Origin of the sequence: Rhizobium sp. PDO1-076, from assembly GCF_000247475.1 — a bacterium.
Lineage (GTDB): Bacteria > Pseudomonadota > Alphaproteobacteria > Rhizobiales > Rhizobiaceae > Allorhizobium.
This window is the reverse complement of record NZ_AHZC01000419.1, coordinates 14620-27954: the sequence shown is the minus strand read 5'-3', so window position 1 is coordinate 27954 and position 13335 is coordinate 14620. Positions and strand designations below refer to the sequence as shown.

Here is a 13335-nt window from a genome sequence, read left to right as displayed (position 1 = left end):
AATTAGAACTTAAGGATTTACACAGGTGTAAATCGCCCAAGCATTTGTAATATCTAGAAAATATCAATTTTCATATCGGCCTGACGGCTGTGCTGTAACACCAGCCGACCATTGGGAAGATCGTTTCCGCCGACCTTTTCGGCGATTTCGTCGGGTGTCATGCCGAAACTTTGCCAGCGCTCGACCAGCCGCCGCTCCAATTCGTTAACGGGTGGTGACACCAAGACGGTGAAATCAAACAGCGGTGCGAGCAGGCTCCAGGGCTTGTCATCCAGCAGGAGATAGTTGCCCTCGGCCAGAATGATGCGATCGTCCGCCGAGATACAGCGAGCAGCGGCAATGGCCAGTTCCCGGCTGCGGTCGAAGACCGGAACGAGAACCTCGCCGCCGGCGCGCACGGCACGCAGGATATCGCCAAGGCCGCGCACATCGAAGGTCTCGGGTGCGCCTTTCCGCGCCAGCAGGCCACGATCCTGCAAGATACCATTGTCGAGGTGAAAGCCGTCCATCGGCAGGACCGTGGCGGCCTGTCCGTGGGCGAGCAGCCTTTCGTAGAGGCGGTCCGCAAGCGTCGACTTTCCGGCTCCGGGCGGACCGGCAATGGCGACGATGAAACGGGCGCTGGATTGCGCCCGTTTCTCGATTTCAGCAACCAGGGCTTCGAGCTGCCCGCTCATGCGGCAAGGTCCTCCTGCGGGGCCTCGCGGGCACCGGTCATGAAGGCGACCGCATCCGACATGGTGTAGTCCTTCGGATTGATGACGCAAAGGCGCTTGCCGAGACGATGGACATGGATGCGGTCCGCCACCTCGAACACATGTGGCATGTTGTGCGAAATCAGAACGATCGGCATGCCGCGCGAGCGCACATCGAGGATCAGTTCCAGAACCTTGCGGCTCTCCTTGACGCCCAAGGCGGCCGTCGGCTCATCGAGGATGATAACCTTTGAGCCGAAGGCGGCCGCACGCGCGACGGCAACCCCCTGACGCTGGCCACCCGAGAGGGTCTCCACCGCCTGGTTGATATTCTGGATCGTCATCAGGCCAAGCTCCGACAGCTTGTCGCGGGCGATCTTTTCCATCGCAGTGCGATCAAGCGAACGGAAAACCGAGCCCATGATGCCCGGTTTGCGGATCTCGCGGCCGAGGAACATGTTGTCGGCAATCGAGAGTGCGGGCGACAATGCAAGGTTCTGGTAGACCGTCTCGATGCCGGCCTTGCGGGCCTCGATCGGCGACCGGAACTGCACCGGCGTCCCATCGAGGCGGATCTCGCCATCGTCGGGGATGACCGCACCGGAAATCGCCTTGATCAGCGAAGACTTTCCGGCACCGTTGTCTCCGATGACGGCGAGGATTTCGCCCGGATAGAGATCGAAGTCGGCATTGTCGAGCGCGGTAACGCGACCATAGCGTTTCACAAGTCCGCGGGCGGTGAGGATTGGTTCCCGGGTCATCAGCCTGCTACCTTTCTGATCCATTGGTCGATTGCAACGGCGGAGATAATCAGGACGCCGATCAGGAGATAGGTCCATTGCGGGTCGGTGCCGATCAGGCGCAGACCGAGCTGGAAGACGCCGACGATCAATGCGCCAAACAGCATTCCAAGAATGGATCCACGCCCGCCGAACAACGAGATGCCGCCGATCACCACGGCGGTGATGGATTCGATGTTGGCGAACTGACCGGCTGTTGGCGAGACCGAGCCGATGCGGCCGATCAGGGCCCAGCCTGCGAGCGCGCAGATCAGGCCGGACAAGGTGTAGACCGAAACCAGCATGCGCTTCACGTTGACGCCTGCAAGTTCTGCGGCTTCCGGATCGTCACCGACCGCGTAGACATGGCGTCCCCAGGCTGTGTAGTTGAGGACATACCACAGCAGGGCGACGAGCAGCACCATGGCGATGACGCCATAGGTTAGAACTGCGCCACCCATACGGACGTTCTCGCCGAAGAATTTCAGGATCGGCGCATTGGCCTCGATATCCTGGGCACGGATCGTTTCATTGGCGGAATACAAGAAATTGGTCGCCAGAACGATCTGCCACATGCCGAGCGTGACGATAAAGGGCGGCAGTTTCATGCGTGCCACAAGCACGCCGTTGATGAAGCCGCAGGCCGCACCGACAGCAAAACCGCAAAGTACGGCCAGCGAAGGCGGAAGACCGTAGCGGAAGGCGAACTGGCCCATGACCACCGAAGACAGGACCATGATCGCGCCGACAGAGAGATCGATGCCGGCTGTCAGGATCACCAGCGTCTGGGCCGCCCCAACGATGCCGACAATCGCCACCTGCTGCAGGATCAGCGTCAGGGTGAAGGCCGAGAAGAACTTGCCGCCGAGAATGGTGCCGAAGGCCGCAAGTGACAGGACCAGAACGATCAAGGCAACTGCCGCAGGGCTCGAATGTAGAAAGTGCTGGAAATGCTCCAGAGCGCTTCGCTCATGGCGATCAAACGAGGCGATCTGGGTCGAACTCTGGGTCAGGACCTTTTCGAAGTCCTGCGCAGTCCGCGTTTCGGGATTGGCCGGCTGCATGGGTTATCCTCCCTGCCGTTATGGAATTCTTTCTACACGAAGGACACGCCCGGCCTACCGCTGATTGGGTTGGGCAGCCGCCTGGATTGGGCCGCCGCCGGGGCCGGGCGCTTCGCACCTTGGCTGGCGGGATGTCTCCCGCCAGAACTTCGTCGTCAGACCGGGCTGGGGATCAGCCCCAGCACTTGTCCAGGCCTGCCTTGGTGTCGATCGATTCGACGCCGGCAGCCGGCTTGTCGGTGACGAGTGCCACGCCGGTGTCGAAGAAGTTCTTACCTTCGGTCGCAGCCGGCTTTTCGCCGCTATCGGCAAACTTCTTGATCGCTTCGATGCCGAGCGATGCCATGAGCAGCGGATACTGCTGCGATGTGGCACCGATAACGCCTTCCGCGACGTTCTTTACACCCGGGCAACCGCCGTCAACGGAGACGATCAGGACGTCGCCTTCCTTGCCGACCGCCTTCAGCGCCTCATAGGCACCAGCGGCTGCCGGTTCGTTGATGGTATGCACGACGTTGATGGTCGGATCCTTCTGGAGAAGGTTTTCCATCGCGGTACGACCGCCTTCTTCATTGCCGTTGGTGACGTCGTGACCGACGATGCGCGGATCGGTTTCGTCGCCGATCTTGTTGATGTCAACGACATCAATGCCGAAGCCCTTCATGAAGCCCTGGTTGCGCAGGACGTCAACCGACGGCTGCGACGGGGTCAGGTTGAGGAAGGCAATGCGGGCGTCCTTGGCAGCGTCGCCGAGGGTGGCTGCCGCCCATTTGCCGATCAGTTCGCCGGCAAGAAGATTGTCGGTCGCGAAGGTCATGTCGGCTGAATCGATCGGCTCCAGCGGGGTGTCGAGGGCGATGACGAGCAGGCCGGCGTCGCGTGCCTTCTGGACGGCGGGGACGATGCCCTTGGTGTCCGAGGCGGTCAGCAGAATGCCCTTGGCGCCGTCAGCGATGCAGGTTTCGATGGCGGCGACCTGGCTTTCCGAGTCACCATCGACCTTGCCGGCATAGGCCTTCAAGGTGACGCCGAGTTCGGCCGCCTTGGCCGTCGCACCTTCCTTCATCTTGACGAAAAAGGGGTTGGTGTCGGTCTTGGTGATCAGGCATGCCGATACATCTGCGGCCTGTACCGGCGCGGCGAAGACAACGCCGAGAGCCAGGGTCGACAGGGCAGCGGTAAGCAGTGATTTCTTCATAATTTCCTCCCGAAAGTGTTCAGCCAGTTCCTCTGGCCGTCGCATGTCGGCCGGGCCGATCAATATCAGCCCGGTTCGGCGCCACCCGGCACCGCTCCTCCACGCCACTATTTAGAACATCAGAACATTTTCGCTGTCAATAAATAAATCCAATTGAATTATTAAATCGCTGTGACATTCTGCTAAGGCTCCGTTACGACGGAGCGGTCGGGAGGAGCGGCCTCAAGTGTCACAGAATGATCAAGCACAGCTGGTGGAACAGACGCCCAGGGTGAGTGCCGGCGGCGGCTCGAACCAGGTGCGCGTGCGCGCCTACAATGAGCGGCTGGTGCTTTCGCTGGTCCGGCAGAACCGCGGTTACTCGAAGGCGGATATCGCCCGGATGACCGGATTGTCCGCCCAGACCGTGTCGGTGATTATGCGCTCGCTGGAAAGCGACAAGCTGCTTCTGCGCGGCGAACCGGTGCGTGGCCGCGTGGGGCAACCCTCCATCCCGATGTATCTCAATCCGGAAGCGGTGTTTTCGTTCGGTGTGAAAATCGGCCGACGCAGCGCGGACCTGGTGCTGATGGATTTCGTAGGGCAGATCCGCATGCAGAAGCACCGGACCTATCGCTATCCGCATCCCGACCATCTTCTGCCCTTCATTTGCGAGGGCATTGCCGAGATGGAAGCGCAGATGAGCGAGGAGCACCAGGCGCGCATTGCCGGCATTGGCATCGCGGCACCCTTCGAGCTCTGGAACTGGGCGGAAGAGGTCGGCGCGCCGGACGGTGCGATGGAGATCTGGCGCACGGTCGACCTGCAGGCCGAGGTGGCGAGCCGGATGAGCCATCCGGTCTATCTGCGCAACGACGCAACCAGTGCCTGCGGGGCGGAACTGGTGTTCGGGGCCGGCTCCCAGCATCCGGACTTCGTCTATTTCTATATCGGCTCGTTCATCGGCGGCGGCATCGTGGTCAATTCCTCGCTGTTTGTCGGGCGAACCGGAACCGCCGGTGCGATCGGCCCCCTGCCTGTGCGCGACAAGCATGGACAAACGCGGCAGTTGCTCGACATTGCCTCGATCTTCGTTCTGGAAAACCTGCTGCGCGAGCGCGGGATCGATCCGCAGCCGCTCTGGTATGCGGCCGAGGAATGGATTGATTTCGGCGAACCGCTGGAGATCTGGATCCAGGATACGGCCGCAGCCCTCGCGCAAGCGGTCATCGCTGCCGTGTCAATCATCGATTTTTCTGCCGCGATCATCGACGGAGGCTTTCCCGACTGGGTGCGCAGCCGCCTGGTGACGGCCACCGTCGAAGCGGTCAACCGCCTCGACCTGCAGGGCGTCGTCATTCCGGAGATCATCGAAGGGGCGGTCGGCGCCCAGGCGCGCGCCATCGGCGGCGCCAGCCTGCCGATCTTTGCCCGCTACCTCATCGACCAAACCGTGTTGTTCAAGGAAATAGAAAATGCTGAAGGGAATTGATCCGCTCCTGAGTCCCGAACTCCTGGCGACGTTGCGCGCGATGGGCCATGGCGACGAGATTGCCATTGTCGACGGCAACTATCCGGCGCTGGAACACGGGCGCCGGCTGGTGCGGCTTGACGGCCATCATCTCGTCCCGGTGCTGAATGCGGTGTTGAGCGTCATGCCGATCGACGATTTCGTGCCGGAAGCCATTTTCCGATCGACAGTTGGCGGCAAGCCCGAGCAGATCGATCCGGTGCATGAGGAAATCATCGCCTGCTGCGCCCGCCACGAACCCAAAATCGCCGTCACGCCGCTGATCGGCGCCGACTTCTACAATCGGGTTAAGGCGGCCCATACAATTGTCCAGACCGGCGAACCGCGGCTCTATGCCAATGTCATCCTGCGCAAGGGCGTGATCTATCCCTGATCGGGGCTTTAGCCCTCAAGCGCACGGGAGATGCGCTTCGACAGTTCGACCGGGTTCTTCAGCACGATGGCACGGCTGGTGCGCTCGACGAGCTGTTCGCGCGCAAGGCGCGACATTTCCCGCGACACGGTTTCCCGGCTGGCACCGATATGCTCGGCCAGCTCGGCATGGACCAGCGGCGGCGAGATGATGCGCTCACGCCCGCCATCAGAGCGAAGGCGCGACAGCCGCAGCAGGGTGTTGTAGAGGCGATGCTTGGTGTCGAGGAACGACAGTTCCGACAGGCGCTCGTTCATCGCGCGAACGCGCTTCGACAACAGCTGCAGCAGCGACAGGGCAACATCCGGGCGTTGCCTCAAGATGTCATGGAACACCGCATAGGGGATAACGGTGACAAGTGCTTCGCTGACCGCCATCAGGCTCGCCGAACGGCTCAGATCGTCGATGGCCGCCAGTTCACCGAGAATATCGCCGCGCTTGAAAGTGCCGAGGATCGCTTCCTTGCCCACCGAAAAGCGAAGAACCGCCCGAACCTCGCCCGTCTGGACGATGAAGACATCCTTCGACGCATCTTCGAAGTCGACGAGGCTTTCACCGGCACAAAGAGCACGTGTATGACATCGGGACAGCCAATCCCGGTCCTCTTCAAGAGTTAAACCGGAAAACACCGCACTTCCGCGAAGTGTGGAAGGCATTGCCGGAAACGGCAGCAGGGTTGATCCTATCGCAATGAGTTCTTTCATTTAGAAATTACTTGCCAATCTGAGATTTACACATATCGATCCTACATATTCGGTGGCGTCGGCAGATAGCAAGATGGGGAAAAACAAGACCCTTACGATTAGCCTACCAACTTGCATTGCAGTTTAACGAATTTCGCAATGCCATGGTGATCGCCCCATCCTGCAGGATCGCTGCCTCAGCCGATCGAGCCGGATGATGGACCCCAGACGTCGGTCAGCGCAAAGCCATGCTCGAAGGGATCGAACGGATCGAGCGCAACCTGATGCAGGCCGAAGGTGAAGCCGCGGCCGCTGATCGTCGGAATGACAGCCGGACGCCCAGCAACTTCTGTGACGCCTGCAAGGCCGACCTCGAACTCCGAGCCGATGATCGAGCGCGACAGCATGACATCACCCACCTTGACCCGGCCACGCGCATGCAGCGTTGCCAGGTTGGCCGAATTGCCGGTGCCGCAGGGCGAACGATCCACCCGGCCCGGCCACATGGTCGTGCAGGTGCGCACGGCACCATCGGGGTCGACATCCCGGAACATGACATAGGCGACGCCGGAAATGGCGGGGATCTCCGGATGCACAACAGGAATGTGCCGATTGATTTCCTGCTTCAAGATCATGCCTGCCTCGACCAGCGCGCGGGCATTGGCCTTTTCGATCGTCAGGCCGACCTGGCCGACATCGACCAGGGCGTAGAAGATGCCGCCATAGCTCAGATCAAAGGTAATCCGGCCCCAATGCTCGGTCTCGAGCGCAACGTCGAGCTCGTGGACAAAGGAGGGCACCATGGTCAGCTTGACGCGCTCGCAGCGGCCATCGCGACAGGTCGCGGTCGCCTTGACGAGGCCGGCCGCCGTTTCCAGCATGACGATGGTTTCCGGCTCCTGCATCTCGACAATGCCGGCCTCCAGCAATGCCGTGGTGACGCAGATCGAATTCGAACCGGAGCTTGCATGCGCCTGATCCGGTTGCAGGATGACAAAGGCGGCATCTGCGGCAGGATTTTTCGGAGGCAGGAGCAAATTGACCGAGCCGATCGGCGCACCACGCGGCTCCAATACCAGCATCCGGCGCAGTTCCTCGCCCTTTGGGTCGGTGTTCAGCCAAGCCAACTGATCCGCCACGGTGTCGCCCGGGATCTTCGGCACGCCACCGATCGCGACCTTGCCGATCTCACCCTCGGCGTGAACGTCGAGCAGCTGTATCGTCCGCTTCCATCTCATCTGTAATTTCCCCGTATCGAAGCGGCATTACCCAAGCCCGCCGCACGCTGCCGAATATATTGGCAGCCCAAACCGTCACGCGTTGCAGTCGTCGAGCCTTTCACGCCGTGAGGCGCGGCGAATCTCGCACTGCAACGTTTCCATGAACTGATATATTAGATGGGGTGATCAGACCATGACAATTTTTGACCCGTGAAGGCAAGCCAAGACCGATGGCAAGGACGACCAAAATCCGGCTGGGGCAATCGGTGACGGCGCTGAGCATCATGCCAGACTGGCGGATGTCATATGCCGCGGAGCAGGCGCGATCACTGATTTAAAGCTTGTCGGTCAATGCGGCCCGAACATTGAGCGACTTACTACGATGCTGGGCATTGATTGCCAGGCGGGCAAAGCGCTGCTGCCATTTGCAATGGAGCAAGCGATATCAGGCCCCGTCGCGGAGACGAGGCCTGGTCCGAACTCAGTAATTGGCACTGTAGACCAGCGGCACCCAGTCGTAGTTTGTCTCATCGCGCCTGACATGGCCGATGCCCGGGAAGGCGTGATGGGCGCCCGCGACCAGATATTTCTGATCGGCGGCCTCGGCGAAAGCAACCGAACGTGAGGCTGCAGCCATCGTCTGGTCCACATCGAAATCGACCGTGACCTCCGGATGGTCATATTGCAACACGTCGCCATGGGCGATGTCACCCCAGAACACGATCTTCTCCCCCTGGCTTTCCACAATGATACCACTGTGGCCGGGGGTGTGGCCGGCCCTCAGAACCGAACCAAAGCCGGGCAAAGGCGCGGCATCATCTGCAAAGGTTTCGAACCTCTTCGCGTCGACATAGGGGCCAACGCATTTCTCGGCCTGGGCGATCTGCGGACCCAGGACCTTATCGGCCTTGGCCGTGGCATCGGCTTTCAGCCAGAACTCGGCCTCGCGGTGGTTGACGCGCAGGATCGCGTTTTCGAACACGCGCTTGCCATTGGCAACAAGGCCGCCGGAATGGTCGGCATGGATGTGCGTGAGGATGACATCGTCGATCTGGTCCGCCCTGTACCCCGCTGCCTCGATGTTGGAGACAAGTTTGCCAAGCGCCGGCCCCAAAAGGTCGCCCGTGCCGGCGTCGATCAGAACGAGCCTCTCGCCGGTGTTGACCAGAAAGGCGTTGACCGAAACTTCGGAATCGGCCTGAAAATGACCTGCGAGATAGGTCTCTGCGTCCTTTTCGGTGATGTGCCTGTATATTTTCGACATCGGCAGTTTCACCGTGCCGTCCGAGACCGCGGTGATCTCGTAGTCACCGAGTTTCAAACGGTAGAAGCTGGCGGCCTGCTTGCCGACCATCGGCGCCTTGGCGAAGGCAACGGCCGGCAAGGTGGTTATGGCACCGGCGGCGAGGGCTGCACCGGCTGTGCTGATAAGAAGGGAACGGCGGGTCTGCATGGTAAACTCCTGAGTGTTGTGCGGCGTGTTGATCAGAGGGTCTTGGAACTGACCTGCAGAGCACGTATGTAGCGCTACACCAGCAATCAAATCGATGTGGCTCATGACAACTATCGATCATTTCAATTTGCGATCATTTGACCTCAACCTGCTCGTTGCGTTCGACGCCCTGATCTCGGAGGGGAATGTCACCAGGGCGGCTCGACGGCTGAAGATCCAGCAACCTGCGATGAGCCATTCCCTTTCAACGCTTCGGGTCCTGCTTCAGGACGATTTGTTCATACGGGTCGGCCAGGTGATGCAGCCGACAGCGCGGGCGCGCAGTTTGGCCATCCCGGTGCGCCATGCCCTGCGCCAGGCGCAGATGGCACTGACCGGTAGCCTGGCTTTTGACCCCGCCACTGAAGAGCGGACGTTCCGCATCGCCATGTCGCCGGAAATCGAGCTGTTGCTGATCCCCGAACTGACAATGCGCTTGCGACGCGATGCACCCGGCCTCAAGGTTTTAGCCAGGGTGTTTCCTTACGAGGCGATGGAGCCTTCGCTGGAGGATGGCAGTATCGACATCGCGGTCGGCTGCACCTATTCGAAGACGAGCCGCCGGTCCTTCGAGACACTGTACGAACCGGAAATGGCATGCTGCTACAATCCGGCGCTTGTGGCTCTGTCGAACCCAGTGGAACTCTCGGACTATCTTTCCGCCGAACATGCGACCATCTCCCAGAACGAGACATTGCAGGGCTGCATCAAGGATGCCTTGGAAATCGCCGGCGTGGATTTGAACGTGATCACGGCCGCACCCGGCTATATGTCGGTGCTCTCGGCGGCACAGGTCGCACCGGTGATTGCCACGGTGCCGAGCCGGATTGCCGGTCGCTATGCGGCGCTTCTCGGGCTTGAGGTCAGCCCGTTGCCCGTTAATCTGACCTTTCCGCCGGTGAAAATGGTCTGGGCAAAGCACGCTGACAGCGACCCTGCGAATGACTGGCTGCGGCATCAAATCCGCGATAGCCTTGCCTGCACCGCGGTCGGCAGCCAGAAGTCGGATGAGATTTAACGCACGTCACCGTTGACGCGATGCGGTTGACCAAGACGACTGCGCGGTCTGCTTGCCAGCCGATTGCTGACGATCCGCGCGATTACTTTCGCCCACGGCCCGAACCGAAGGTTTGCCGCTGCTCCCTTGCCGAGTCGGAAAAACCCGGTGGCTTGCTTTTTACCCAGGCGACGAATTTCTGCACGGCAGGATCCTCAAGGAGGGCCTCGATCGTGCTGAACTTCTTTGCGAGTTGGGCATCGGTGAAAATTGCATGGATCTGGTCGTGGCATATGCGATGCAGACCAACGGTTTTCTTGCCACCCTTGCTCTTTGGCACGAGATGGTGGTGGTCCATCTGATCATCCGGGATCACGCGCTCGCATAGCGGGCAAAACACCGGCTCTAGTACCACATCCGATGAAGGCACTTCGTCTCTGTTCTTGCGGGCCATTGGTCCTCGGTCGGTCTTTCCACGGGCTGGCCAAGCGCGCCTATCGCGATCGATGCCGACCATTGCCAAAGATACCGCCTCTGCCGGCATGGAGCAATGCGGACTTTGGAATGCGTCCGCCCACAACGATCAAACCACTGTATCGATATGCTAGCCGTGGGCCGATCACCTGATTGGCGCCGGAACAGCTTGTACGATAGGTTGCGTCGATATCAGTCTCGCGGATAGGCTCAGGATGAAGGCCGGGCGCACGGAGGCGCATTGCGAGTTCTGCGAGGCCCGATAGGAAGCACGGGAGGAAAACTTCGGTGAGATGAAACGGGAGGGTCGTGATGAATCAGGAAGTTGACAGTGGAGGTGATGGAGAGAACCGCACCTCCGTCGAGCGCAGAGGGGATCGCGAACTCGTTGCCGTGCGGATATTCAATGCGCCGCCGAGCACAGTGTACAGGGCGTGGAGCCAGCCCGAGTTGTTCCAGCGGTGGTGGATGCCTAAATCGGTAACCGGCATTTCGCTCGTGTCGTGCGACATGGATGTCCGGACCGGCGGCAAATATCGGTTGGAAATCGCCGCCGGCGGTTCGGATACCATGGCCTTTTTCGGCAAGTATCTCGAGGTGGTGCCGAACGAGCGCATCGTCTGGACCAACGACGAGGACGAAGAGGGCGCAGTCACGACCGTGACCTTCAAGGATCAGGACGGGAAGACGCTGTTGAGTTTCCAGGAAATCTACCCGTCGAAGCAGGCGCTTGAAGAAGCCCTAGAGGGCTCGGCGGCAGCATTGCCGGAGCAGTTGGAGCAGCTCGACGAACTGCTTTCCAGCATGGGCGAGTAACGCGAGCCGGGACATTACTTGTCCGTATCGAAAATCGCCTCCAGCAAGAGGCAACTTTACAAGACTATGATTTTAAGAAGAAAAATGGCGCACCCGAAGAGATTCGAACTCCTGACCCCCAGATTCGTAGTCTGGTGCTCTATCCAGCTGAGCTACGGGTGCTTGCCAACCGACTGTGTTTGTCGGCGTTGGCGATCCTCTAAAGCGGACCGCGGAGGATTGCAAGCGCCTTTGCAAAAAAAGAGTCATTTTGCCGTCACGAACGAAATCCGGAGCCCTCAGGCGCGTGCCCGCCAGTCATTCAGAGACACTGGCCTGTCTGGGATCTCGACGCGAAACAGGGTTCCGGGGCCAGGCTTTTCCACAAGTGCGATTGTTCCGCCATGGGCAATGACCAGCTCGCGGGCAATGGCAAGGCCGAGCCCCGTGCCACCGGAGCGCGCCGAGCCGCGAAAGGCGGCAAAGAGGTTTTCGCGCGCCTTTCTCGGCATGCCCGGCCCCGTGTCGTCAACGGTGATGGACACCACGGCCCCCATGCGCTGGGCAGAGACGGTGATTCGGCGGGGATAGTCCGGATCTTCCGGAACATAGGTTGCAAGCGCCTGGAATGCATTGCGGCAGATATTGTGGATGACGCGGAACAGTTGCTCGCTGTCGGCATCGACCTCGATATCGGGTGCGATGGCTTCGATGAACTCGATGCCACTGTCTGGTCCGATGTTGAGAAGATCACGAACTTCCTGACACAGGTCGGCGAGGCGGAAGAGGCGCCGGCGCGGATCGGCCTCCGAGGTCTGGCCATAGGACAGAACTTCGTTGGTGTAACCAACGGCGCGATCGATGGTGCGCAGCAGCTTCGGTGCAAAACTCTTGACCAGCGGGTCTTCGACATCGACGAGTCGGTCGGACATCAGCTGGGCGGAGGCCAGGATATTGCGCATGTCGTGATTGATCTTCGATACGGCGAGCCCTAGGTCTGCGAGGTTTTTTTGCTGTTTCAGGGTCTTTTGCAGCTGGCCCTGCATGCGGGCAAGGTGACGGCCGGCAACCGCGATCTCGTCATTGCCATCTCCGGCAAACCAAATGCGTGTCGGATCTTCCGGATTTTCGGCAAAGGACTGCATGTTGCTGGTCAGGCGGCGGATCGGCACGATCATCATGCGATTGATGGCCAGATACATCAGGATGGCAGTGATCACCGAAATGAACAGCGAGACGATCAGGATGTTGTGCGCATAGGCGAGCATCGCCTTGCGCAGCGCCTTTTCCTCCATCACCAGTTCGATGACCATGTCGCTTTCGCCGACCGGACCGTAGACACGCAGCAAACGGTCGCCGCCGAACAAAAGCGTATAGAAGGCGTCGCGGATGGATTGCAGCTCACCGTAGTTGGCAAGATCGAACTGTGCGTCGACCTCCTTGGGCATCTCGGTCACGGCCAGCAGCCGCGACGTGCCGTCCTTGCGCAGGACGATCGCCTTGGTGCCCGTGGTCATCAGGGTATCGTCCTGCACCTGGCGCGGCAGTTCAAGCGGCTGGAGGCCGTCGATGACGACGCCGGCGGCAGCCGCCGTGTTCAGCCTGTCCTGCAGCCAGCGCAGGCGCATGGTGGCGACGGAGGGGGCAAAGATCAGGATTTCCGCCAGCATGACGAAGGCGATGGTCAGCCAGAGCAGCTTGCCCGACAGACCTCGAATGCGGCGCGGCATGGGATAGACCTCGCCAAGGTCGGACTGCGTTTCGCTGTCCTGCCGATCAAGCATCCGTATCATCTCCTGTCGCACGCCAGCTTGGCGCCGTCGGGGTTTCCAGTCCTGATTTAAGCCATTTTAGTGCAGCGCGAAAGACTTGGCTGCGAAAAGGCCCATGTGGCGCACCCTTTGTCTGGAGGCTTGGCGCTGCGGCTCCCAATAAAATGTGGTCTTCATGGCGTCTGGGCCGCCGGCGTGCCTGTCTTTACGCCCGATTGACTCTGAGGCCCTTCGACACTATAAG

At 60.3% G+C, this 13335-nt stretch carries 13 protein-coding genes and 1 tRNA gene; 4 read left to right on the top strand and 10 right to left on the bottom strand.

Features of this window, described 5'->3' with window-relative positions:
* Window positions 1–53: 53 nt before the first annotated feature.
* The 4 genes from PDO_RS23600 to PDO_RS23585 all read right to left on the bottom strand — a co-directional run bounded on the left by PDO_RS23600 (window position 54) and on the right by PDO_RS23585 (window position 3736).
* Entirely contained in the window at window positions 54–677 is a 624-nt protein-coding gene (locus PDO_RS23600) for a nucleoside triphosphate hydrolase (RefSeq protein ID WP_007607753.1), read from the bottom strand.
* Entirely contained in the window at window positions 674–1456 is a 783-nt protein-coding gene (locus PDO_RS23595) for an ATP-binding cassette domain-containing protein (protein WP_007607751.1), read from the bottom strand. The genes PDO_RS23600 and PDO_RS23595 overlap by 4 nt, the downstream gene beginning before the upstream one ends.
* Entirely contained in the window at window positions 1456–2538 is a 1083-nt protein-coding gene (locus PDO_RS23590) for an ABC transporter permease (RefSeq protein WP_007607750.1), read from the bottom strand. Before PDO_RS23590 ends, PDO_RS23595 begins: the two co-directional genes overlap by 1 nt.
* A gap of 172 nt (window positions 2539–2710) precedes the next feature.
* The gene (locus PDO_RS23585; protein ID WP_007607749.1) at window positions 2711–3736 is read right to left on the bottom strand and encodes a sugar ABC transporter substrate-binding protein; all 1026 of its coding nucleotides are present in this window, start codon (window positions 3734–3736) and stop codon (window positions 2711–2713) included.
* 226 nt (window positions 3737–3962) lie between these two features.
* Between PDO_RS23585 and PDO_RS23580 the strand changes: the two genes are divergently transcribed.
* Both PDO_RS23580 and PDO_RS23575 read left to right on the top strand, forming a co-directional pair.
* Complete coding sequence (locus PDO_RS23580) at window positions 3963–5207, top strand: ROK family transcriptional regulator (protein ID WP_007607748.1); 1245 nt, start codon at window positions 3963–3965, stop codon at window positions 5205–5207.
* Complete coding sequence (locus tag PDO_RS23575) at window positions 5191–5619, top strand: RbsD/FucU family protein (RefSeq protein ID WP_007607747.1); 429 nt, start codon at window positions 5191–5193, stop codon at window positions 5617–5619. The genes PDO_RS23580 and PDO_RS23575 overlap by 17 nt, the downstream gene beginning before the upstream one ends.
* An 8-nt stretch (window positions 5620–5627) precedes the next feature.
* Here PDO_RS23575 and PDO_RS23570 read toward each other — a convergent pair whose 3' ends face one another.
* The 3 genes from PDO_RS23570 to PDO_RS23560 form a co-directional block, all read right to left on the bottom strand.
* Window positions 5628–6362 (bottom strand): Crp/Fnr family transcriptional regulator, encoded by a 735-nt coding sequence (locus PDO_RS23570; protein WP_007607746.1) that lies wholly within the window; start codon window positions 6360–6362, stop codon window positions 5628–5630.
* 176 nt (window positions 6363–6538) lie between these two features.
* Window positions 6539–7579, bottom strand: a complete 1041-nt coding sequence (locus tag PDO_RS23565; protein WP_007607744.1) for a 4-hydroxyproline epimerase — start codon at window positions 7577–7579, stop codon at window positions 6539–6541.
* 463 nt (window positions 7580–8042) lie between these two features.
* The gene (locus tag PDO_RS23560; protein WP_007607743.1) at window positions 8043–9014 is read right to left on the bottom strand and encodes an MBL fold metallo-hydrolase; all 972 of its coding nucleotides are present in this window, start codon (window positions 9012–9014) and stop codon (window positions 8043–8045) included.
* Between the two features lie 103 nt (window positions 9015–9117).
* Between PDO_RS23560 and PDO_RS23555 the strand changes: the two genes are divergently transcribed.
* On the top strand, window positions 9118–10071 hold the full coding sequence (locus PDO_RS23555) for a LysR family transcriptional regulator (RefSeq protein WP_007607742.1): 954 nt from the start codon (window positions 9118–9120) through the stop codon (window positions 10069–10071).
* A gap of 82 nt (window positions 10072–10153) precedes the next feature.
* On the opposite strand, the gene PDO_RS23550 is transcribed toward PDO_RS23555, so the two are convergent.
* Window positions 10154–10504 carry an HNH endonuclease gene (locus PDO_RS23550; protein ID WP_007607741.1) on the bottom strand — a complete coding sequence of 117 codons (351 nt, stop codon included), beginning with the start codon at window positions 10502–10504 and terminating at the stop codon, window positions 10154–10156.
* A 332-nt stretch (window positions 10505–10836) separates the two neighbouring features.
* On the opposite strand from PDO_RS23550, the gene PDO_RS23545 reads away from it, so the two are divergent.
* A complete protein-coding gene (locus PDO_RS23545; protein WP_007607739.1) occupies window positions 10837–11340 on the top strand; it encodes an SRPBCC family protein in 504 nt (167 codons plus the stop codon).
* An 85-nt stretch (window positions 11341–11425) separates the two neighbouring features.
* Here the strand turns inward: PDO_RS23545 and PDO_RS23540 are convergent.
* Window positions 11426–11502, bottom strand: a tRNA-Arg gene (locus PDO_RS23540).
* A 116-nt stretch (window positions 11503–11618) separates the two neighbouring features.
* Complete coding sequence (locus PDO_RS23535) at window positions 11619–13049, bottom strand: sensor histidine kinase (RefSeq protein WP_244426518.1); 1431 nt, start codon at window positions 13047–13049, stop codon at window positions 11619–11621.
* Between the last annotated feature and the right edge of the window lie 286 nt (window positions 13050–13335).

What these genes read in the sequence shown, in the direction of transcription:
- PDO_RS23600 (WP_007607753.1), bottom strand. Translation starts at nt 677, where the DNA reads ATGAGCGGGCAGCTCGAAGCCCTGGTTGCTGAAATCGAGAAACGGGCG.
- PDO_RS23595 (WP_007607751.1), bottom strand. Translation starts at nt 1,456, where the DNA reads ATGACCCGGGAACCAATCCTCACCGCCCGCGGACTTGTGAAACGCTAT.
- PDO_RS23590 (WP_007607750.1), bottom strand. Translation starts at nt 2,538, where the DNA reads ATGCAGCCGGCCAATCCCGAAACGCGGACTGCGCAGGACTTCGAAAAG.
- PDO_RS23585 (WP_007607749.1), bottom strand. Translation starts at nt 3,736, where the DNA reads ATGAAGAAATCACTGCTTACCGCTGCCCTGTCGACCCTGGCTCTCGGC.
- PDO_RS23575 (WP_007607747.1), top strand. Translation starts at nt 5,191, where the DNA reads ATGCTGAAGGGAATTGATCCGCTCCTGAGTCCCGAACTCCTGGCGACG.
- PDO_RS23570 (WP_007607746.1), bottom strand. Translation starts at nt 6,362, where the DNA reads ATGAAAGAACTCATTGCGATAGGATCAACCCTGCTGCCGTTTCCGGCA.
- PDO_RS23565 (WP_007607744.1), bottom strand. Translation starts at nt 7,579, where the DNA reads ATGAGATGGAAGCGGACGATACAGCTGCTCGACGTTCACGCCGAGGGT.
- PDO_RS23560 (WP_007607743.1), bottom strand. Translation starts at nt 9,014, where the DNA reads ATGCAGACCCGCCGTTCCCTTCTTATCAGCACAGCCGGTGCAGCCCTC.
- PDO_RS23555 (WP_007607742.1), top strand. Translation starts at nt 9,118, where the DNA reads ATGACAACTATCGATCATTTCAATTTGCGATCATTTGACCTCAACCTG.
- PDO_RS23550 (WP_007607741.1), bottom strand. Translation starts at nt 10,504, where the DNA reads ATGGCCCGCAAGAACAGAGACGAAGTGCCTTCATCGGATGTGGTACTA.
- PDO_RS23545 (WP_007607739.1), top strand. Translation starts at nt 10,837, where the DNA reads ATGAATCAGGAAGTTGACAGTGGAGGTGATGGAGAGAACCGCACCTCC.
- PDO_RS23535 (WP_244426518.1), bottom strand. Translation starts at nt 13,049, where the DNA reads ATGCCGCGCCGCATTCGAGGTCTGTCGGGCAAGCTGCTCTGGCTGACC.